At 62.7% G+C, this 18,158-nt stretch carries 15 protein-coding genes and 1 pseudogene; 9 read left to right on the top strand and 7 right to left on the bottom strand.

Annotation, left to right across the window (positions count from 1 at the left end; translation table 11 throughout):
* Positions 1–132: 132 nt before the first annotated feature.
* A complete protein-coding gene (locus LU684_RS07455; RefSeq protein ID WP_023049545.1) occupies positions 133–777 on the bottom strand; it encodes a DedA family protein in 645 nt (214 codons plus the stop codon).
* Positions 778–990: 213 nt separating this feature from the next.
* On the opposite strand from LU684_RS07455, the gene ppk1 reads away from it, so the two are divergent.
* Positions 991–3,252 carry a polyphosphate kinase 1 gene (gene ppk1 / locus LU684_RS07450; protein ID WP_016489759.1) on the top strand — a complete coding sequence of 754 codons (2,262 nt, stop codon included), beginning with the start codon at positions 991–993 and terminating at the stop codon, positions 3,250–3,252.
* Here the strand turns inward: ppk1 and ppx are convergent.
* The gene (gene ppx, locus LU684_RS07445; protein ID WP_016489758.1) at positions 3,239–4,741 is read right to left on the bottom strand and encodes an exopolyphosphatase; all 1,503 of its coding nucleotides are present in this window, start codon (positions 4,739–4,741) and stop codon (positions 3,239–3,241) included. The two genes, ppk1 and ppx, sit on opposite strands and share 14 nt — an antisense overlap.
* Positions 4,742–4,995: 254 nt before the next feature.
* Here ppx and trxA point away from each other — a divergent pair, with 254 nt between their 5' ends.
* The 7 genes and pseudogenes from trxA to LU684_RS07410 all read left to right on the top strand — a co-directional run bounded on the left by trxA (position 4,996) and on the right by LU684_RS07410 (position 11,111).
* On the top strand, positions 4,996–5,325 hold the full coding sequence (trxA, locus tag LU684_RS07440) for a thioredoxin TrxA (RefSeq protein ID WP_060519684.1): 330 nt from the start codon (positions 4,996–4,998) through the stop codon (positions 5,323–5,325).
* Between the two features lie 227 nt (positions 5,326–5,552).
* Positions 5,553–6,812, top strand: a complete 1,260-nt coding sequence (gene rho, locus LU684_RS07435) for a transcription termination factor Rho (protein ID WP_003253661.1) — start codon at positions 5,553–5,555, stop codon at positions 6,810–6,812.
* Between the two features lie 212 nt (positions 6,813–7,024).
* Positions 7,025–7,345: pseudogene (locus LU684_RS30585) on the top strand (type II toxin-antitoxin system RelE/ParE family toxin).
* Complete coding sequence (locus tag LU684_RS07425; RefSeq protein WP_016489756.1) at positions 7,342–7,656, top strand: addiction module antidote protein; 315 nt, start codon at positions 7,342–7,344, stop codon at positions 7,654–7,656. Before LU684_RS30585 ends, LU684_RS07425 begins: the two are co-directional and overlap by 4 nt.
* 123 nt (positions 7,657–7,779) lie before the next feature.
* Positions 7,780–9,246, top strand: coding sequence for a 4-hydroxy-3-polyprenylbenzoate decarboxylase (gene ubiD, locus LU684_RS07420; RefSeq protein WP_232894385.1), 1,467 nt, complete (start codon positions 7,780–7,782; stop codon positions 9,244–9,246).
* A complete protein-coding gene (locus LU684_RS07415; RefSeq protein ID WP_016489754.1) occupies positions 9,246–10,214 on the top strand; it encodes a CDP-6-deoxy-delta-3,4-glucoseen reductase in 969 nt (322 codons plus the stop codon). The genes ubiD and LU684_RS07415 overlap by 1 nt, the downstream gene beginning before the upstream one ends.
* Positions 10,215–10,460: 246 nt before the next feature.
* The gene (locus tag LU684_RS07410) at positions 10,461–11,111 is read left to right on the top strand and encodes a gamma-glutamylcyclotransferase (protein ID WP_016489753.1); all 651 of its coding nucleotides are present in this window, start codon (positions 10,461–10,463) and stop codon (positions 11,109–11,111) included.
* A gap of 33 nt (positions 11,112–11,144) precedes the next feature.
* Here the strand turns inward: LU684_RS07410 and LU684_RS07405 are convergent, their stop codons facing one another.
* Positions 11,145–12,122 (bottom strand): NADPH:quinone oxidoreductase family protein, encoded by a 978-nt coding sequence (locus LU684_RS07405; RefSeq protein ID WP_023048874.1) that lies wholly within the window; start codon positions 12,120–12,122, stop codon positions 11,145–11,147.
* A 157-nt stretch (positions 12,123–12,279) separates the two neighbouring features.
* Between LU684_RS07405 and LU684_RS07400 the strand changes: the two genes are divergently transcribed.
* On the top strand, positions 12,280–12,684 hold the full coding sequence (locus tag LU684_RS07400) for a flagellar basal body-associated protein FliL (RefSeq protein WP_016489751.1): 405 nt from the start codon (positions 12,280–12,282) through the stop codon (positions 12,682–12,684).
* 57 nt (positions 12,685–12,741) lie between these two features.
* Here LU684_RS07400 and LU684_RS07395 read toward each other — a convergent pair whose 3' ends face one another.
* The 4 genes from LU684_RS07395 to LU684_RS07380 all read right to left on the bottom strand — a co-directional run bounded on the left by LU684_RS07395 (position 12,742) and on the right by LU684_RS07380 (position 18,077).
* Complete coding sequence (locus tag LU684_RS07395) at positions 12,742–13,854, bottom strand: ABC transporter permease (protein ID WP_023048875.1); 1,113 nt, start codon at positions 13,852–13,854, stop codon at positions 12,742–12,744.
* Position 13,855: 1 nt separating this feature from the next.
* Positions 13,856–16,576, bottom strand: coding sequence for a ribosome-associated ATPase/putative transporter RbbA (gene rbbA, locus LU684_RS07390; RefSeq protein ID WP_232894379.1), 2,721 nt, complete (start codon positions 16,574–16,576; stop codon positions 13,856–13,858).
* Positions 16,573–17,532: an HlyD family secretion protein gene (locus LU684_RS07385; protein ID WP_016489749.1), complete on the bottom strand. Its 960-nt coding sequence runs from the start codon at positions 17,530–17,532 to the stop codon at positions 16,573–16,575. Before LU684_RS07385 ends, rbbA begins: the two co-directional genes overlap by 4 nt.
* Positions 17,533–17,627: 95 nt before the next feature.
* A complete protein-coding gene (locus LU684_RS07380) occupies positions 17,628–18,077 on the bottom strand; it encodes an EVE domain-containing protein (protein ID WP_016489748.1) in 450 nt (149 codons plus the stop codon).
* Between the last annotated feature and the right edge of the window lie 81 nt (positions 18,078–18,158).

Raw genomic sequence — 18,158 nt, 5'->3', positions numbered from 1 at the left:
GGCTGGTCGCTGATGGCATTTGGTCTGTTCGTGCTGGGCGCGTTGCTGGAGAACCGGCCCTGGGCTGCGCGCCTGGAGCTGGCGCGGCTGGTGGCGAATGCGCCGGCGCTGTACCTGGCCGGCGCACTGGGGCTAGCGGTGGTCGCGCCGCTGCTCTGGTGGTTGCTCGTGGTCTACAGCCTTTTCAGCCTCTGGGGCCTGGGCCTGGTCTGCCGCCTTGCGCTCCGCGCGCAAAGCGCGGAAGCGCCGGCGCAACCACAACAAGGCACCCAGACCCAGCAGGCCACCGAGCACCCATAGCTCGTAACGCTTCACGTTGCCCAGCAGGCCTTCGAGGATGGCACCGAAGTGGTACGCGGCCGCGCCCAAGGCAATTGCCCAGACGGCCGCGCCAATACCATTGAGCAGCAGGTAGCGGCGCGGCGGGTAGCCCGACAGGCCAATGGCCACCGGCATGACCGTGCGCAGGCCATAAACGAAGCGGAAGCTCAGCACCCAGATGTCGGGGTGACGGCGGATGTGGTCCAGCGCCCGGGCACCCATGGCTTCCCAGCGCGGTTTGCGTGCCAGGATCCTGCGCCCATGGCGACGGCCCATGAAGTACCACAGCTGATCGCCGGCATAGCTGCCCAGGAACGCCACCAGGCACACCAGCTTGATGTCCATGTACCCACGGAATGCAAGGAAACCCGCAAGCACCAAGATGGTCTCGCCTTCGAAGAAGGTGCCTAGAAAAAGGGCAAAATAGCCGAAATCCTGCAGGAATTGTTGAAGCATTTTCTGAGGTGCTGGCGAAATGAACGCGCAGCCTACCCCTTCGCGCGCATTCGTGAAAGTGTCCAAATGTGTCTCGACGTGAACAATTCCTACACAGACAATGCCAGAGCCCACGCGCCATGGCTTGCCCTGGTGTGTCACACAGGCGTCATAATGGGCGCTTATCTTGCCGCTCAATTGATGATAGGGCGTTAACGTCCTCAGGAACGCCAGATGAATAATGAAGTGCTCACCCCTGTCGCGATGAAGGATGCCCAGGAGCTCCCAGAAGAGATGGTGCAGACCCCGCCAGACCTGCCGCCGGCGGCCGAGCCCGAGCCCGAGCCCGTAGAGGAGCAGGTGGCCGAGCCTGTGGCTGCGGTAGCCGCGCCCGTGCCGGCCCCGGCAATTGCCGTCCCTGGCCTGGACGACAGCAGCCTGTACATTCATCGTGAACTCTCGCAGCTGCAGTTCAACATCCGGGTGCTGGAACAAGCCCTGGACGAGAGCTACCCACTGCTCGAACGCCTCAAGTTCCTGTTGATTTTCTCCAGCAACCTCGACGAGTTCTTCGAGATCCGCGTCGCCGGCCTGAAGAAGCAGATCAATTTCGCCCGTGAACAGGCCGGTGCCGACGGCCTGCAGCCGCACCAGGCGTTGGCGCGCATCAGCGAGCTGGTGCACTTCGAGGTAGAGCGCCAGTACGCGATCCTCAACGACGTGCTGCTGCCGGAGCTGGAAAAGCACCACATCCGCTTTATTCGCCGCCGTTACTGGACGCCCAAACTCAAGACCTGGGTGCGCCGCTATTTCCGCGACGAAATCGCCCCGATCATCACCCCGATCGGCCTGGACCCGACCCACCCGTTCCCGCTGCTGGTGAACAAGAGCCTCAACTTCATCGTCGAGCTGGAGGGGGTCGATGCCTTCGGCCGCGACTCGGGCTTGGCGATCATCCCGGCTCCACGCCTGCTGCCGCGGGTCATTCGGGTGCCTGAAGAAGTGGGCGGCCCGGGTGCCAACTACGTGTTCCTGTCGTCAATGATTCACGCGCACGCCGACGACCTGTTCCAGGGCATGAAGGTCAAGGGCTGCTACCAGTTCCGCCTGACCCGTAACGCTGACCTGGCGCTGGACTCCGAAGAAGTCGACGACCTGGCCCGCGCCCTGCGCGGCGAGCTGTTCTCGCGCCGTTACGGCGATGCCGTACGCCTGGAGGTAGCCGACACCTGCCCGAAACACCTGTCGGACTACCTGCTCAAACAGTTCAGCCTCAGCGAAAGCGAGCTGTACCAGGTCAATGGCCCGGTCAACCTTACCCGCCTGTTCAGCATTACCGGCCTGGACAGCCACCCGGAGCTTCAGTACACGCCGTTCACCCCGGCGATCCCCAAGCTGCTGGTGAACGCCGACAACATTTTCAGCGTGATCAGCAAGCAGGACATCCTGCTGATGCACCCGTTCGAGTCCTTCACCCCGGTGGTCGACCTGCTGCGCCAGGCCGCCAAGGACCCGCATGTGCTTGCCGTGCGCCAGACGTTGTACCGTTCCGGGGCCAACTCGGAAATTGTCGATGCCCTGGTGGACGCGGCGCGTAACGGCAAGGAGGTCACTGCGGTGATCGAATTGCGCGCGCGCTTCGACGAAGAGTCCAACCTGCAGATGGCCAGCCGCCTGCAAGCGGCCGGTGCGGTGGTGATCTACGGCGTGGTCGGCTTCAAGACCCACGCCAAGATGATGTTGATCCTGCGCCGCGAGCAGGGCGAAATCGTGCGTTATGCCCACCTGGGCACTGGCAACTACCACGCCGGCAACGCCCGCCTGTACACCGACTACAGCCTGCTGACCTCTGACGACGCCCTTACCGAGGACGTGGGCAAGCTGTTCAGCCAGCTGATCGGGATGGGCAAGACGCTGCGCATGAAAAAGCTGCTGCACGCGCCGTTCACCCTGAAGAAGGGCATGCTCGACATGATCGCGCGGGAAACCCAGTTCGCCCTCGAAGGCAAGCCGGCGCACATCATTGCCAAGTTCAACTCGCTGACCGACGCCAAGGTCATCAAGGCGCTGTACAAGGCCAGCCAATCGGGTGTGAAAATCGACCTGGTGGTGCGTGGCATGTGCTGCCTGCGCCCAGGTATTCCGGGGGTTTCACACAATATCCAGGTGCGCTCGATCATTGGCCGCTTCCTTGAGCACACGCGGGTGTTCTACTTCCTCAACGGCGGCGAGGAGCAGATTTATCTGTCCAGTGCCGACTGGATGGAGCGCAACCTCGACAAGCGCGTCGAGACCTGCTTCCCGGTGGAAGGCAAGAAGTTGTTGCTGCGGGTGAAGAAGGAGCTGGAAAGCTACCTGACCGACAACACCCACGCCTGGACCTTGCAGCCAGACGGGCGCTACGTGCGCAGCACCCCGACCGGCAACCAGAACCCGCGCAGTGCCCAGGCGACCCTGCTGGAGCGCCTGAGCAACCCGGTCCTCAACGTACGCTGAGGACGAAGCCGACCCGGGCCAGCCACTCCGCCTCGTTGGCGAAGTCGGCCTGGGTCAGCTGGTTCTGCTCCAGCCAGCCCTCAGGGAAGGCGACATCCAGGCTGTTGTCCCCACCGTTCAGTACCACCTTCGGCATCTGCTGGTTGCCCCGGATATGGTGGAACAGAATGGCGAAGCGCAGCAGCACGCACAGGCGCAGCAGCTTGATACCCTCTTCACCCAGCTCGGCGAACTTGTCCTTGGGGATGTTGCGGCGATGGCCGCGCACCAGCAGGGCCATCATCTGCTGGTCTTCGCGAGAGAAGCCCGACAGGTCGGAGTGCTCGATCAGGTAGGCGCCGTGCTTGTGGTAGTGGTAATGGGCGATATCGAGGCCGACTTCGTGCACTTTCGCCGCCCAACCCAGCAGATCGCGCCAGTTTCCATCTTTCAGCTCCCAGGCGTCGGCCACTTGGTCGAAGGCATGCAGTGCCTTGCGTTCCACGCGTGCAGCCTGGCCCTGGTCCACGTGGTAACGCTCCATCAGCGAATTGAGGGTGCGCTCACGTACGTCTTCGTGGTGGTGGCGGCCAAGCAGGTCGAACAGCACGCCTTCACGCAGGGCGCCGTCACAGTGGTCCATGCGCTGCAGTTCCAGCGCGTCGAAGATCGCTTCGAGAATGGCCATGCCCGCCGGGAAGATGGTGCGCCGGTCCGGCTTGATGCCGTCGAAGTCGATCTTGTCGACTTCGCCCAGCTTGAACAGCTTGCGCTTGACCCAGGCCAGGCCCTCGGCGTTGACCTCGCCATTGCCCAAGCCGCCGGCCTTGATGGCGGCGCCGATGGCGCGGATGGTGCCGGACGAGCCAATGGCCTCGTCCCAGGTCAGGCGATGCAGGGCATGCTCGATGCTCATCAGTTCCAGGCGCGCGGCGGTGTAGGCCTGGGCGTAGCGGGCCGGGGTAATCTTGCCGTCACGGAAGTAGCGCTGGGTGAAGCTGACGCAGCCCATTTGCAGGCTTTCGCGCAGCAGCGGCTCGAAGCGCTGGCCGATGATGAACTCGGTACTGCCGCCGCCGATGTCCGCCACCAGGCGCTTGCCGGGTGTGTCGGCCAGGGTGTGCGACACGCCCAGGTAAATGAGGCGCGCCTCTTCACGGCCGGAGATGACCTCCACCGGGTGGCCGAGGATGGCTTCGGCGCGCTGGATGAACTCGTTACGGTTGCGCGCTTCGCGCAAGGCGTTGGTACCGACGATACGCACGGAGCCTGCCGGCATGCCGTTGATCAGCTGGGAAAAGCGCTTGAGGCAATCCAGGCCTCGTTCCATTGCCTCTTCACTGAGCTTGCGCTCTTCGTCGATGCCGGCGGCAAGCTGAACCTTCTCGCCGAGCCGCTCGAGAATGCGGATTTCTGTATGGTGGGCCTTGGCCACGACCATGTGAAAACTGTTGGAGCCAAGGTCGATGGCGGCGATCAGGGACAGGTTCTTCGCGATGGTATGCGGCATGATCTGGTTGTTCTCGGTCGTTAACCCGGCAATCGTGCCACGATAGCAGGCTGTCGCCAACGCGTGACACGCAGCCGATGTGCTGGCCTTGATGCAAGGCAATGTGCCATTCGATTCTATGACGGCTGTATGACAGTTTCGATTCGCGGCGTCTTGCACAACTATAGTTACACTCAATCGTCCGCGGCTTCCTGTAGGCGGCGGGTGCGGCTATGATGGGCAACGTTTTTTTGCTTACGACCCTGGAGATATCCATGAGCAGCGATCTGATCAAACATGTCACCGACGCCACCTTCGAGGCCGAAGTCCTGAAAGCCCAAGGCCCGGTGCTGGTCGACTACTGGGCTGAATGGTGCGGCCCATGCAAGATGATCGCGCCAGTCCTGGACGACATCGCTACCACCTTCGATGGCAAGCTGACCGTCGCCAAGCTGAACATCGACGAAAACCAGGAAACCCCGGCCAAGCACGGCGTGCGTGGTATCCCGACGCTGATGCTGTTCAAGAACGGCAACGTCGAAGCCACCAAGGTGGGCGCTCTGTCCAAGTCGCAGCTGACCGCGTTCCTCGACGCCCACCTGTGATGTGAAAAAGCCCCGCAATTGCGGGGTTTTTCTTTTTCAGAGCACTAGACGCAGAAAAAAGCAAGTGTTACATTCGGCCTCGCACTGCTTTTTCAGTGCCCTCTACATGCCGTCGCCGAAGCATCCCTAATTCGAATCAGTACGCGATCCTGTCGCCATCTAGCGGCGCGGCCTCATTAAGCCAGAAGCTTAATTCTCCCTTCTTACATGATTACGTCACTCCCCTTATGAACCTGACTGAACTCAAGCAAAAGCCGATTACCGATCTTTTGGAAATGGCCGAACAGATGGGCATCGAGAACATGGCCCGTTCGCGCAAACAGGACGTGATTTTCGCCCTGCTGAAGAAGCATGCGAAGAGCGGCGAAGAGATTTCGGGTGACGGCGTGCTGGAGATTCTCCAGGATGGTTTCGGTTTCCTGCGCTCGGCTGATGCGTCCTACCTGGCCGGCCCGGACGATATCTACGTCTCGCCCAGCCAGATCCGCCGTTTCAACCTGCGTACCGGCGACACCATCGTCGGCAAGATCCGCCCGCCAAAGGAAGGGGAGCGTTACTTCGCTCTGCTGAAGGTTGATACCATCAACTTCGACCGTCCGGAAAACGCGAAGAACAAGATCCTGTTCGAAAACCTGACGCCGCTGTTCCCGAACAAGCGCCTGAAGATGGAAGCTGGTAACGGCTCCACCGAGGACTTGACCGGTCGCGTCATCGACCTGTGCGCCCCGATCGGCAAAGGCCAGCGTGGCCTGATCGTCGCCCCGCCAAAAGCGGGCAAGACCATCATGCTGCAGAACATCGCGGCCAACATCACCCGTAACAACCCCGAGTGCCACCTGATCGTCCTGCTGATCGACGAGCGCCCGGAAGAAGTAACCGAAATGCAGCGCACCGTGCGCGGCGAAGTGGTTGCCTCCACCTTCGACGAGCCGCCAACCCGCCACGTGCAGGTTGCCGAAATGGTGATCGAGAAGGCCAAGCGCCTGGTCGAGCACAAGAAGGACGTGGTCATCCTGCTGGACTCCATCACCCGCCTGGCGCGTGCCTACAACACCGTGATCCCGAGCTCCGGCAAGGTGCTGACCGGTGGTGTTGACGCCCATGCCCTGGAGAAGCCAAAGCGTTTCTTCGGCGCCGCGCGTAACATCGAAGAGGGCGGTTCGCTGACCATCATCGCCACCGCGCTGGTCGAAACCGGCTCGAAGATGGACGAAGTGATCTACGAAGAGTTCAAGGGCACCGGCAACATGGAGCTGCCACTGGACCGCCGCATCGCTGAGAAGCGCGTGTTCCCGGCCATCAACATCAACCGTTCCGGTACCCGCCGCGAAGAGCTGCTGACCGCCGACGACGAACTGCAGCGCATGTGGATCTTGCGCAAGCTGCTGCACCCGATGGACGAAATCGCCGCCATCGAGTTCCTGGTCGACAAGCTCAAGCAGACCAAGACCAACGACGAGTTCTTCTTGTCGATGAAGCGCAAGTAAGCTTCGCAGGCATCACGCAAAAGCCGGGGAAACCCGGCTTTTTGCTGTTTGTCACAAAAGACCGTTCGCCAGCACGCCGAACGAAGGCCAACATGCTGCTTGTGGCGTGGGGGCCTGCCTGATCAGGCATTTGCCTCCTGCCTCCCGAAGACCAGCGAAGCCGGGCTGGTTGATGAATCGTCACATGGATGTCTCTTATAAGGTACACTTGGATGTACGCAGTTCATCACGTTATATCCGCTAATGATGTGGATGTTTACCAGGCATGGCTGAACACCATTCGTGACACAAGGGTGAAGGCGCGAATCACTACAAGGGTCGACCGGGCGGCGCAGGGCCATTTTGGCGTGACCGAGCCAGTGGGTGATGGCGTGTTCGAGATGAAACTGGACTTCGGGCCAGGCTAGCGCGTCTATTACGCCATCTCCGGGCGGAAGATCATTTTCCTGCTCGGAGGTGGCACGAAAGACCGGCAGCAGGCGGATATTGATCAAGCCAGATCTCTGTGGCAGAGGCACAAGGTAGCGCTATGACCGGCACACGCTCGCATGAAGAAAGTGTTCTCGAAATGCTCCGCAAGGATGAGTCTTTCGCCATCGATTATCTTGCCGTTGCGCTTGAAGAAATAGATGAGCCTGGTGGCGCCGCAGGTTTTCTGACGGCGGTTCGACGCGTAGCGGAAGCGCGTGGTGGGATGGGTAATCTGTCCCAGGCCACGGGGCTTGCGCGTCCAAACCTCTATCGAGCATTGGCTGCTGATGGGGACCCAAGATTATCGACTGTATTGAAGGTGCTGCAGGCCCTTGGAATCGGGTTGTCAAAGGTTGTATCGCATAATCGGTGAGGCGCAAGGTAAGCGTCCCGACCAAGGCGTGAAGCGGCCACCAATGCATTTTTGCCCCCAAACAATGCCCGAACGGCGCTACACTCTGCACCCCGACCGATACGGCCAACACGAGGCTTTTGCATGCAGTATCGCGACTTGCGCGACTTCATCCGTGGCCTGGAACAGCGCGGCGAGCTCAAGCGCATCCAGGTTCCGATCTCCCCCGTCCTGGAAATGACCGAGGTCTGCGACCGCACCCTGCGTGCGAAGGGCCCGGCATTGCTGTTCGAAAAGCCCACCGGCTTCGACATCCCGGTGCTGGGCAACCTGTTCGGTACCCCTGAGCGCGTGGCCATGGGCATGGGCGCCGAGTCGGTCGATGAACTGCGCGAAATCGGCAAGCTGCTGGCCTTCCTCAAGGAGCCCGAGCCCCCCAAGGGCCTGAAGGACGCCTGGTCGAAGCTGCCGATCTTCAAGAAAGTCGTATCGATGGCGCCGAAAGTGGTCAAGGACGCGGTGTGCCAGGAAGTGGTGGTCGAGGGTGACGATGTCGACCTCGGCCCACTGCCGATCCAGCACTGCTGGCCAGGCGACGTGGCGCCGCTGATCACCTGGGGCCTTACCGTTACCCGTGGCCCGAACAAGGACCGCCAGAACCTGGGCATCTACCGCCAGCAGGTCATCGGCCGCAACAAGGTCATCATGCGCTGGCTCAGCCACCGTGGTGGTGCCCTCGATTACCGTGAGTGGTGCGAGAAAAACCCCGGCCAGCCGTTCCCGGTTGCCGTGGCCCTGGGGGCTGACCCGGCGACCATCCTGGGTGCCGTGACCCCGGTGCCGGACACCCTCTCCGAGTATGCCTTCGCCGGCCTGCTGCGCGGCAACCGCACCGAGCTGGTCAAGTGCCGTGGCAGCAACCTGCAAGTACCGGCCACCGCCGAGATCATCCTGGAAGGGGTGATCCACCCGGGCGAAATGGCACCGGAAGGCCCGTACGGCGACCACACGGGCTACTACAACGAGGTGGACAGCTTCCCGGTGTTCACCGTCGAGCGCATCACCCACCGGCAGAAGCCGATCTACCACAGCACCTACACCGGGCGCCCGCCTGATGAGCCTGCCATTCTCGGTGTGGCGCTGAACGAAGTGTTCGTGCCGATCTTGCAGAAGCAGTTCCCGGAAATCACCGACTTCTACCTGCCGCCTGAAGGCTGCTCGTACCGCATGGCGGTGGTGACCATGAAGAAGCAGTACCCAGGTCACGCAAAGCGCGTGATGCTGGGTGTATGGTCGTTCCTGCGACAGTTCATGTACACCAAGTTCGTTATTGTCACCGATGACGATATCAACGCCCGTGACTGGAACGATGTGATCTGGGCCATCACCACGCGCATGGACCCCAAGCGTGATACGGTGATGATCGACAACACGCCGATCGACTACCTGGACTTCGCGTCGCCGGTATCGGGGCTGGGGTCGAAGATGGGCCTGGATGCCACGCACAAGTGGCCGGGCGAGACTACACGCGAATGGGGACGGGTCATCGTCAAGGACGAAGCCGTCACCCGCCGTATCGATGAGCTGTGGGATCAGTTGGGAATAGATTGATGCAGGTAACGTTGCAGCCGTCCGGGGCGGTGCTGGCGCTGGAACCCGGGGAACGGATCCTGGATGGAGCGCGGCGGTTGGGCTATGACTGCCCGAATAGCTGCCGCAATGGCAATTGCCATGTCTGCGCCGCGTTGTTGGTCGAAGGGCGGGTACGCCAGGGCGGCGAAGTCCGTGACCATGGCGAGCTGTTTACCTGTATTGCCGAGCCGCTGGAGGACTGTGTGTTGCTCTGGGATGGTGTGCTCGCTTTGGGCGAGCTGCCGGTGCGCAAGCTGGCGTGCAGCGTCACTGAATGCGTCGAGGTGGGTGGCGATGTCTGGCGGGTGCGCCTGCGTGCGCCTGCTGGCAAGCCCTTGCGTTACCACGCCGGGCAGTACCTGATGATCGAGCGCGAGGGCGGCAAGCCTGCCGCGTTCTCGCTGGCCTCAGCACCTCACGCCGGCCGTGAGCTGGAGCTGCACGTGCTGGCGCGGGAACCCAGCGCATTGCAACTGATCGAGCAGCTCAGGCGTGACGGGCTGGCGCGCATCGAAATGCCGTTTGGCGACACCCACCTGGCTGAGCTGCCCGACGGCCCGTTGGTCTTGATTGCCGCCGGCACCGGCATGGGCCAGATGCACAGCCTGCTCGAGCACTGCCGAGCCAACGGTTTCAAGCACCCGGTACACCTGTACTGGGGGGTGCGCCGGCCCGAAGACTTCTACCAGATCGAGCACTGGGACGAATGGCAGCGCTTGCCCAACCTGTTCCTGCACCAGGTCGTCAGTGACCTGTGCGGTTGGGAGGGGCGCTGCGGCATGTTGCATGAGGCGGTCTGCGAGGACATCGCCGACCTCAACACCGTGCATGTCTATGCGAGCGGCTCACCGAACATGATCTACGCCACCCTCGACGCCTTGGTCGACGCCGGCATGGATGCACATCGCATGCGTGCGGATGTGTTTGCCTACGCGCCACGCGGTTAATAACCGAAGTTGGAACAAGTGGGTATAAGGCGGTAATTGTTACCGCCTTGGCCAATAACTTTCACCGTTGCCGAAACAGTACTTACCCAGTCGTCGGAACCGCGCATTAAAGTCTTGCTCAAGGGCTTGAGTATTCCTCTATTTCTGTCCTATGGTTAGTGCAAGGCCCTTGGCACAAGGCTTGGGGCCGCACGTTGATCGCACCTCGCTACATCCGTAGTTCACAGGGATAAATGGCGGCAGCTTATGTCGGCACTTGAAAGTATGTCTTGGCAAGTTTCGTATCCTCCGGCACTCGACTTCGGTCAGCAACATACTCGCGACCAGTTGTTCAACTCCATGAAGACGACCATGTCTCGGCATCAGGGCGGGCCGGTGTGGCTGTTTGCCTATGGTTCGCTGATCTGGCGCCCGGAGTGCAATTCAGTGGAGCGCCAGCGTGCACGGGTGCATGGCTATCACCGTGGCTTGTACCTGTGGTCGCACGAACATCGCGGTACACCGGAAACCCCCGGCCTGGTGTTTGGCCTGGACCGCGGTGGTTCCTGCAGCGGTTTTGCCTACCGGCTGGATGAGAGCAACCTGGACGATTCGCTGATGGCCCTGTGGCAACGCGAGATGCCGTACCCGGCCTATCGGCCGCACTGGCTCAATTGCCGGCTGGGCGACGGCAGCAAGGTGCAGGCCTTGGGCTTTGTGCTGGAACGGCATTTGCCGTGCTATGCCGGCAACCTGCCGGACACCTTGCTCAGCCAGATCCTGGCCAGTGCCAAAGGGCGTTATGGCACCACCCGCGACTATGTCGAGCAGACCTTGAACGCATTGCGCAGCCACCAGATGCCTGATCGCAACCTGGAGGCGCGGTTCAGGCGTTGCCATAACCTGCGTGAAGTTTGAATTTTTGGGGCCGCTGTGCGGCCCCAGAAAAAATCAATGCATCAGCACCACCAACTTACCCACAGCCTGCCGCTGCCCCAGTTTCTCGATGGCAGCCCCAGCCTCGGCCAGTGGATAAGTCTGCGACACCAGCGGCTTCAACTTACCTTCGGCATGCCAGGCAAACAGCTGCTTGAAATTGGCCGCATTATCCTCGGGCTGGCGCTGTGCGAACGCGCCCCAGAACACCCCCAGCACCGCCGCGCCTTTGAGCAGCACCAGGTTGGTCGCCAGTTGTGGAATGCTGCCGCTGGCAAACCCCACCACCAGCAGCCGGCCATTCCATGCCAGCCCGCGCACTGCCTGTTCGAACAGCTCGCCGCCGACCGGGTCGTAGATCACGTCCACACCCTGGCCGCCGGTCAGGCGCTTGATTTCCTCGCGCAGGCTGGCCTGGCTGTAATCGATCAGTTCATCTGCCCCGGCAGCCTTGGCCACGGCCAATTTTTCGGCACTGCTGGCCGCCGCGATCACCCGCGCACCCATGGCCTTGCCGATTTCCACCGCCGCCAGACCGACCCCGCCGGATGCGCCCAGTACCAGCAGCGTCTCGCCTGCTTGCAGTTGGCCGCGCTGGCGCAGGGCGTGCATCGAGGTGCCATAAGTCATGCCAAACGCCGCAGCGGTGGTGAAGTCCATGCTCGCCGGGATCGGCAGCACGTTGTAGAAGGGCACTGCCACCTGCTCGGCGAACGAACCCCAGCCGGTGAGTGCCATGACCCGGTCGCCGACCTTGAACGCGCCGGCTTTTTCGCCCACTGCTGCCACCACGCCCGCAGCTTCGCCGCCGGGGGAAAACGGTAGCGGTGGCTGAAATTGGTATTTGCCCTCGATGATCAGGGTGTCGGGAAAGTTGACACCGGCGGCCTGCACATCCAGCAGGATCTCGGTTTTCTTCGGCAGCGGGCTGGCCACGTCTTCCAGTACCAGATCGCGCGCCGGACCCAGGGTTTTGCACAACACAGCTTTCATCGGGGCTATTCCTTTGCGGGTAGTGGCCGATAAGTGTAGGAGGGCCGCTTGCCGGGTCAACGAGCATGGCCCGCCCTGATGAGCCGGCATAAGCCCGGGCTTGGGTTTGAGCGGCGTGCTGGGTAAGCTGGCGCCAACTGTATTGAGGAGCGAATTCGTGAAAGCGTGGATCTTGATGGTGCTGGCGCTGCTGTTGCCGGCTGCGGCCATGGCCGAAGAAGCCAAGGAAGGGGCGCCCAAGGTTGCCTACATCAGCCTGAGCCCACCCTTTGTGGGCAACTATGCCCTCGACGGCGGCCCACGGCTGCGCGTGTACAAGGCCGATGTGGCCCTGCGCGTGACCGGCGACGAAGCGGCCAAGGCGGTAAAGCACCACGAACCGCTGATCCGCAACCAGCTGGTGGCACTGTTCACCCAGCAGACCGTGGACAACATGAGCAATGTCGAGGCCAAGGAACACCTTCGCCAGGAGGCGCTGAAGCAGGTGCAGCAGGTGCTGGAAGCGGAAGAAGGCAAGCCGATCGTCGAGGACCTGCTGTTCAACAACCTGATCGTGCAGTGATCAATGTGGGAGCGGGCTTGCCCGCTCCCACAGTTGCCGACCATAGATCCTGAGGTGTCATGAGGCCAGGCTGCGGCGAAACCGCGCCAGGGCGACGCTGAAAAACACCAGGCCGATCAGCGCCAGCGCCAGGATATCCGGCCACACGACTGTCCACCCGGCATCCCGGAACAGGATCGCGGTACCCAGGCTGACGAAGTGCGTCGACGGCGACCCCTGCATCACCCATTGCAACCACTGCGGCATGCTGTCCAGGGGTGTGCTGCCGCCAGACAACAACAGCATCGGGATGATCACCGGGATCGCCAGCAGGCCGAACTGCGGCGTCGAGCGTGCCAGGGTGGCCAGGAAGATGCCCAGCGCGGTACTGGCAAACAGGTAAAGCGTAGTCACGGCCAGGAACAGCCCCATCGAGCCGGACAGTGGCACGCCCAGTGCGCCTTTCACCACCACCACCAGCGAAACCCACGTGCAGATCACCACCACCAGCGCGTTGCTGCCGATCTTCGCCAGCATGATTTCCAGTGCGGTGAGCGGCAGCACCAGCAGGTGGTCGAGGGTGCCATGTTCACGCTCGCGCAGCAGTGCGGTGCCAGTGAGGATGATCGCCAGGATGGTGATGTTGTTGACGATCTGGATCACCGCCAGGAACCAGCCCCCCTCAAGGTTGGGGTTGAACAGCGCCTTGGGGTTGATCAGCACCGGGCTTTGCACGTTGCCACGCTGGGTGTAGTCGAGCAGCTCACGCTCGAAGATGCGCCCGATGTAGCCGGCGCCCATGAATGCCTGGCTCATGGCCGTGGCGTCGACGTTGATCTGCAGCTCCGGCGAGCGCCCGGCCAGCAGGTCGCTCTGGAAGTTCACCGGCACATTGATCACGAAGGTGTACTCGCCGCTGTCCATGGCCTGGTCCAGGCGTTCTGCGGGCAGCGGTACGGCGGGCTGGAACTCGGGCGGTTGCAGGGCTTCGGCCAGTTTGCGCGACAGCTGGCTGTGGTCTTCGTCGACGACCGCTACGCTGGCGTTGTGTACGCCAATCACCGAGCCGGCCGCCGGCATGTAGATCGCCACGCTAAAGGCATACAGCAGGAACAGCAGCAGTACGCTGTCATGGCGCAGGCTGGTCAGTTCTTTCAGGCCCAGGCGCAGGGTGTGGTTCAGGCGCGACATGTCAGGCCTCCTGCTTCTTCAGCATGGCCAGGCTCAGGCCGGTAAACACCGCGAAGAAGCCCAGCAGGATCAGGCACTGCGGCCATAGCTCGCGCAGCCCCAGCGCCTTGGTGAAGGTGCCGACCGCGATATCGAGAAAGTAGCCCGCCGGGAACAGCTGACCCATCACCGCCGCTGCGCCGTCCAGTGACGAGCGCGGCACGATCAGCCCGGAAAACTGGATGGTCGGCAGGCTGGTGATGATCATGGTGCCCAGGATGGCTGCGATCTGGGTGCGGGTGAAGGCCGAGATCAGCAGGCCCAGGCTGGTGGTGGCCAGCAGGTAGGCCACGCCACCACAGGCCAGGGCCAGCACACTGCCTTTGAGCGGCACGGCGAACAGCCAGCGGTTCATTGCCACCAACAGCGCCAGGTTGACCAGGCTCACGGCCAGGTAAGGCACCTGCTTGCCAAGCAGGAACTCCAGGCGGGTGAGGGGTGTGGCGTAGAAGTTGGTGATGGAGCCGAGTTCTTTTTCGCGGACAATGCCCAGCGCGGTGAGCATGGCCGGAATAAAGGCCAAAATCAGCGCCATCACGCCCGGGCCGATGGCATTTACGCTGACCACGTCCTGGTTGTAGCGAAAACGCGTTTCCAGGCGCACCAGGTCCTGGCGCGGCTGCGGCTGGGGGCTGGCCTTTGCCAGTTGCTCAAGGTTGGCCTGGTGCACGGCTTCCACGTAGTTGCGGCTGGTTTCTGCACGGAACGGCATGCCGCCGTCGAGCCAGGCCGCCACCACCGGTTGGCGCCCGGCGTACAGGTCGCGGCCAAAGCCGGGCGGGATCTCCAGCGCCAGTTTGATTTCCGAACGTTGCAGGCGTTGATGCATCTCGCGGCTGTCACGAATCGGCGCCTGTTCGGCAAAATAGCGTGAGCCACGGAAAGCTTCGAGGTAGGCCCGGCTTTGTGGGCTCTGGTCCTGATCGTGCACGGCGAAGGCAAGGTTTTCCACATCCAGCGAAATGCCGTAGCCGAAGATCACCATCATGAACAGCGCGCCCAGCAGGGCGAAGGCCAGGCGCACCTTGTCACGCAGCAGCTCCTTGCCCTCACGGCTGGCCACCGCCAGCAGGCGGCGCAGGCTGAAGCCCTGACGCAGTGGCGGGGCGGCCGTGGCTGCCTGCTCCAGCACGGCGTTATCTGCGGCTTGCGGCGCGAGCTCCTGGGCCTGCTCCAGGCAGCGCACGAACGCATCCTCCAGGGTGTCGCCCTGGTACTGGCGCTGCAGGGCATCGGGCGTGTCGCAGGCCAGTACCCGGCCGGCATGCATCAACGAGATGCGGTCGCAGCGCTGGGCTTCGTTCATGAAATGGGTTGAGAGGAAAATGGTTACGCCCTGTTCGCGTGATAGTTCAACCAGCAGGCGCCAGAAGTCGTCCCGAGCGGCGGGATCGACGCCGGAGGTTGGTTCGTCGAGAATCAACACTTCCGGGCGGTGCAGCACCGCCACCGCCAACGACAGGCGCTGGCGCAGGCCAAGGGGCAGGGCGCCGGAAGGTTGATCAGCGATAGCAGCGAGGTCGAAGCGCGCGATCAGCTCATCGATGCGCGGGGTGCTCTCGGCTTTGGGCAAGTCGAACAGGCGGGCATGCAAGGCCAGGTTCTGTCGGGTGCTGAGCTCGCCATAAAGCGAGAAACTCTGCGACATGAAACCGACCCGCTTACGCGTGGCCAGGTCACTGGCGTCCACCGGGCGCCCCAGCAGGCTGGCGCTGCCCTCGCTGGCCGGCATCAAGCCGGTGAGCACCTTCATGGTGGTGGTCTTGCCGCAGCCGTTGGAACCGAGAAAGCCGAAGATCTCGCCACGGCCAATGGCGAAACTGACCTTGTCTACCGCCGTGAAATCGCCAAAGCGCAGGGTCAGGTCGTGGGCCTCGATGGCGACCGGGCTGTCTGTGGCCGGGCGGGGTGGGATGCGCAAGGGTTGATGCTGCGCCTTGCCCGCGCCCTGGTAGTGGGTGAAGGCGTCGTCCAGCTTGCCGCTTGGGGTGACGGCAGCCAGTTCGTGGCTCGGGCCTGCGGCCAGCAGGTGGCCGCCATCGAGCATCAGGCAATGCTCGAACTGTTCGGCCTCTTCCATGTAGGCGGTAGCCACCAGCAGGGTCAGCTGCGGGCGCTGTGCGCGAACCTGTTCGACCAGCTCCCAGAAGCGCCGACGCGACAGCGGGTCCACGCCGGTGGTGGGTTCGTCGAGGATCAGCAGGTCCGGCTCGTGGATCAGCGCGCAGCACAGCCCCAGCTTCTGCTTCATGCCACCCGACAGCTTGCCGGCCGGCCGCTTGGCAAAGCGTTGCAGGTCGGTGGCCTGCAGCAGGTTGGCCATGCGCTGGTCGCACTCGCGGCGGCCCAGCCCGAACAGGGTGGCGAAAAAGCGAATGTTCTCGCTGATCGACAGCTCCGGGTACAGGTTGTTGCCCAGCCCCTGTGGCATGAACGCCACTTTCGGGTACAGCGCCGCGCGATGACGCCGCTGGCGGATCGAGCCACCCAGCACTTGCAGTTCGCCCTGTTGCAGGCGTTTGACGCCTGCAATCAACCCCAGCAAGGTTGATTTCCCGGCGCCATCAGGGCCGATAAGCGCGCAGCGGGTGCCTGCAGGCAGGCTGAAATCGAGGGTGTGCAGGTCCACCAGGTCGCCGTAGCGGTGGCTGATGCCCTCGGCCAGCAGTGCCGGGGCGTTCATTGCAGGTTGGCCGGCCAGTCCACCTCAGCCGTGCGCACATACCCAGCGCCGGGCATGCCCGGTTTGGCCTGCGGCACGGCGCCTGGGTCGGTCAGGCGAAGCTTGACCCGGAACACCAGCTTTTGCCGCTCGTCGCGGGTTTCTACCTGTTTGGGGGTGAACTGGGCCTTGGCGGCGACAAAGGCCACCTTGGCCGGCAAGGCACGTTCGGGCAGGGCGTCCAGCACGATGCGCGCCTGGTCACCTACGGTCAGCTGGCCGCTGGTGGACGCTGGGAGGTACAGGTTCATGTACTGGTCGCTGGGGTCGATCAGCATCAGCACGCGGCCGCCGGCACCCAGCACTTCACCGGGCTCGGCCAGGCGCAGCTGGATAATGCCGTTGATGGGCGCACGCAGGCTGCTGTCGTCGATTTCGCTGGTGAGCTGCGCCACCTGGGCCTCGGCGGCACCGATGGCAGCCTTGATCGCTGCCAGTTGGGCGCGGGCGGCGACCACGGCGGCGTTGGCAGTGTCAAAGCGTGCCTGTTGCTGGTCGAGTAACTGCTGGCTCGCGTATTTGCGCTGGAAAATTTCGCGCACGCGCTTGAGCTCCTGGCTGGCCAGCAACAGCTCGCTTTGACGCAGTTGCACGCTGGCCTGGGCGGCGGCGTAGTTTTCCCGGGCGCGCAGCACTTCGGCTTCGGCCTGGCTGCGCTGGGCTTGCATGGTGCGGGTGTCGATGCGCGCCAGCAACTGGCCGCGGGTAACCTTGTCACCTTCGTCGACCAGCACTTCTGCCAGGCGACCGGGGACTTTACTGGCAATCTGGACTTCGGTGGCTTCGAGGCGGCCGTTGCCCATACTCAGTCCTTCGGGCAACTGGTCGTGGAGCGACTTCCAGTACCCCAGCCCTCCGGCTGCAGCGAGCAGGGCGATCAGCGCGGTGGCGAAGATTCTGGGGGCGTATCGGTTCATCGTTCTGCATCCTTGCGCTCATGCACACCACATCATGGCGCGGGGCCACGCGTGGCGTGTTGATATCGGTCAAACCCTTGACCTTAGCCACGGATTCAACGAAGCGCGACAATTACCGCCCATTGTTCGGGGGTTACCGGCATGACCGACAGCCGGCTGCCCTTTTGTACTAGCGGCAACTCGGCCAGACCGGACTGCTGCTTCAGCCTGCCCAGTTCCAGTACCCGCGGCAGGGTTTGCACATGGGCCACATCCACTGCACTCCATGGGTTCTTGTCGGCCGTGGCCTTGGCGTCGTAGTAGTGGCTTTGTGGGTCCAGCGCGGTGGGGTCGGGATAAGCCGCGCGGATGATTCTGGCAATGCCGGCAATGCCCGGTTGCGGGCAACTGGAGTGGTAGAAGAAAAATTCGTCACCTACGTTCATGGCCCGCAGGAAATTCCGCGCTTGATAATTGCGCACGCCGTCCCAGCGCGCTTCGCCCAGGCGGCCCAAGCCTTCGATGGACAGTTCGTCGGGCTCGGATTTCATCAGCCAGTAGGCCATGGATACTGCTCCTGAAAAGGTTTGAAATAACCTGTTGCACGAAACCGACAGCCGGTTGGCGTCAAGGTTTGCTTGCGGACG

It is taken from the genome of Pseudomonas sp. NMI542_15, from assembly GCF_021283425.1.
Lineage (GTDB): Bacteria > Pseudomonadota > Gammaproteobacteria > Pseudomonadales > Pseudomonadaceae > Aquipseudomonas > Aquipseudomonas fortuita.
Note: the sequence above shows the minus strand (reverse complement) of the source record. Positions and strands in the feature narration are given on the sequence as shown.

Bases quoted from the DNA above. Each gene is read 5' to 3' on its own strand.
- LU684_RS07455 (WP_023049545.1), bottom strand. From the start codon at position 777: ATGCTTCAACAATTCCTGCAGGATTTCGGCTATTTTGCCCTTTTTCTA.
- ppk1 (WP_016489759.1), top strand. From the start codon at position 991: ATGAATAATGAAGTGCTCACCCCTGTCGCGATGAAGGATGCCCAGGAG.
- ppx (WP_016489758.1), bottom strand. From the start codon at position 4,741: ATGCCGCATACCATCGCGAAGAACCTGTCCCTGATCGCCGCCATCGAC.
- trxA (WP_060519684.1), top strand. From the start codon at position 4,996: ATGAGCAGCGATCTGATCAAACATGTCACCGACGCCACCTTCGAGGCC.
- rho (WP_003253661.1), top strand. From the start codon at position 5,553: ATGAACCTGACTGAACTCAAGCAAAAGCCGATTACCGATCTTTTGGAA.
- LU684_RS07425 (WP_016489756.1), top strand. From the start codon at position 7,342: ATGACCGGCACACGCTCGCATGAAGAAAGTGTTCTCGAAATGCTCCGC.
- ubiD (WP_232894385.1), top strand. From the start codon at position 7,780: ATGCAGTATCGCGACTTGCGCGACTTCATCCGTGGCCTGGAACAGCGC.
- LU684_RS07415 (WP_016489754.1), top strand. From the start codon at position 9,246: ATGCAGGTAACGTTGCAGCCGTCCGGGGCGGTGCTGGCGCTGGAACCC.
- LU684_RS07410 (WP_016489753.1), top strand. From the start codon at position 10,461: ATGTCGGCACTTGAAAGTATGTCTTGGCAAGTTTCGTATCCTCCGGCA.
- LU684_RS07405 (WP_023048874.1), bottom strand. From the start codon at position 12,122: ATGAAAGCTGTGTTGTGCAAAACCCTGGGTCCGGCGCGCGATCTGGTA.
- LU684_RS07395 (WP_023048875.1), bottom strand. From the start codon at position 13,854: ATGTCGCGCCTGAACCACACCCTGCGCCTGGGCCTGAAAGAACTGACC.
- rbbA (WP_232894379.1), bottom strand. From the start codon at position 16,576: ATGAACGCCCCGGCACTGCTGGCCGAGGGCATCAGCCACCGCTACGGC.
- LU684_RS07385 (WP_016489749.1), bottom strand. From the start codon at position 17,532: ATGAACCGATACGCCCCCAGAATCTTCGCCACCGCGCTGATCGCCCTG.
- LU684_RS07380 (WP_016489748.1), bottom strand. From the start codon at position 18,077: ATGGCCTACTGGCTGATGAAATCCGAGCCCGACGAACTGTCCATCGAA.